The organism is Escherichia sp. MOD1-EC5950 (assembly GCF_002965345.1).
Classification (GTDB): domain Bacteria; phylum Pseudomonadota; class Gammaproteobacteria; order Enterobacterales; family Enterobacteriaceae; genus Escherichia; species Escherichia marmotae.
In genome coordinates this window covers 1-1,689 of record NZ_PTSR01000080.1, presented here as the reverse complement: position 1 = coordinate 1,689, position 1,689 = coordinate 1, and the positions used below count along the sequence as shown (strand labels likewise).

1 protein-coding gene and 1 pseudogene are annotated in these 1,689 nt (G+C 58.0%); both read right to left on the bottom strand.

Features of this window, described 5'->3' with window-relative positions:
• Positions 1-494 (bottom strand): annotated as a pseudogene (locus tag BEA93_RS25960) (TraI domain protein); the annotation flags it as partial.
• Positions 421-1,689 (bottom strand): AAA family ATPase (locus tag BEA93_RS24200; RefSeq protein ID WP_236942906.1); only part of this gene is annotated, 1,269 nt, incomplete at its 5' end. The pseudogene BEA93_RS25960 and the gene BEA93_RS24200, both read right to left, overlap by 74 nt.

The following is a 1,689-nucleotide window of genomic DNA, read 5'->3' as shown; positions in this document are numbered from 1 at the left end:
CCGTTTGCTGCATCAGGGCTGTGAATGGTGTAATACTGCTGATTTATCAGCGCCACACCGCCATTATGCTGTGCCAGCCCTGCAACAGATTTCAGGGCTTCTGTCTGTGTTTTTTCCCTGACCAGCACCGTTACCGTAAGTTCCTGCTCTCCGGTTTTTCCGGCCTCATGCAGACGGTCATGAATGCCGGCATTTATGACCATTGCATCCGCGTTTGTCTGGGTGACAATCAGCGTCTGACGCCGGGCCTCTGCGGTGCGTCCGGTGTAATCATCCACGATGGCAGATATCACCCTGTCTCCCTGCGTTTCTCTCTGTTCGCGGGTCTGGCGAATTTCAGTCACCGATGATGCCGGTACATATGCGCCATTATCCCGGGGCACCTGTTCCGGTGAAACACGGCGTATCGTGTCCAGCGCCTCACCGGTACGCCCTTCCAGCAGTGCATACACTGCCGGTCGCAGTTCCGGTGACTGACGCACAATGTCTTTCATCACCGCCACATCGATGGCACTGCGCTGCTGCATCAGGGTAAAAGGCGCACCACTGGCACTGCAGACTGTCACCGGACAGAACCGCACGACCACCTGCGGCCGCAATGCGGGCCAGTGTGTCAGCCATATCCCGGTTGCCCACCATGGAGCTTTCATCGATAAGAAACAGCGTTTTTGAGAAGTTAAGCTGTTCACCGCTCTGCTGACGTCGCTCTGTGTCCATCAGAAAAGAAGCGATGGTCTGCGCTTTCACCCCCACGCCCTGCATTTCACTGACGGCCCGGTGCGTGGGTGCCAGCCCCACCACAACAGGCCTGTCAGTTTCAGGCAGTGTTTCCAGCGCAGCCAGGACACTGCGAAACTGTGTGGTTTTCCCCACACCGGCATAGCCCTGAATGGCCACAAAACGGTCCGTGCTTTCAAGAATCAGCCGGCTGGCTGCCTGCTGGCCTGACGTCAGACCCGACAGGAGAGACGGGGCCACAGTTTCCATCAGTGGACGCTGCGTGTTCTTTCCTTCTGCCATTGTGCGCAGAATGGCTTTTTCCTGCAGCCAGGTTTCAGCCGGCACATAACGACTGGCACTTCCGTCACCCGGTACAGACAGGATTTCCCCACGCTGAACCAGCTCTGCAAATGTGTGGTGAATACCGTATGGTGTTACTGACGGATGCGCTTTCAGAGCCTCCAGTACCACATCCTGACGGGAAAAGACCACACTGCTGCCCTGTGCCAGCGTTATGGCCTGACGTACTGCTTTTTCGGTCACCGGCATCACACTGTCCCGGGCCTGCTGCATGGCCGTATCCAGTGGCTTACCCTCCGGACTGACCTGCTCCCGGGCCTGCCGGTACAGTGGAGAACGGGCAAGACGCGCATGTGCGTCTTCTTCTGACAGTGACGTATAAATCTGCACCCGGTCACCACTGGTGGCCAGCGTGTTCAGCGTCTGTGCCTGCGTGTCACGGGCAGAGACGGCAGCCAGAACAACGCCCTGTTCACTCACCGTTTTTCCGGGCGTGGTCACGTATCCCTGACTGATTTTCAGTCCGTCAGCAACCGGAAGGCGATGCCGGCGTTCCCCCTGCCGGACCGTCAGCATCCGGTCTGCGATGCGTTCAACCGTGACACTGTCACCTGCACGCAGTTTTCCGTGACTGCCGAGCAGCATCAGCTTTTCACCTTCAGCCACCGG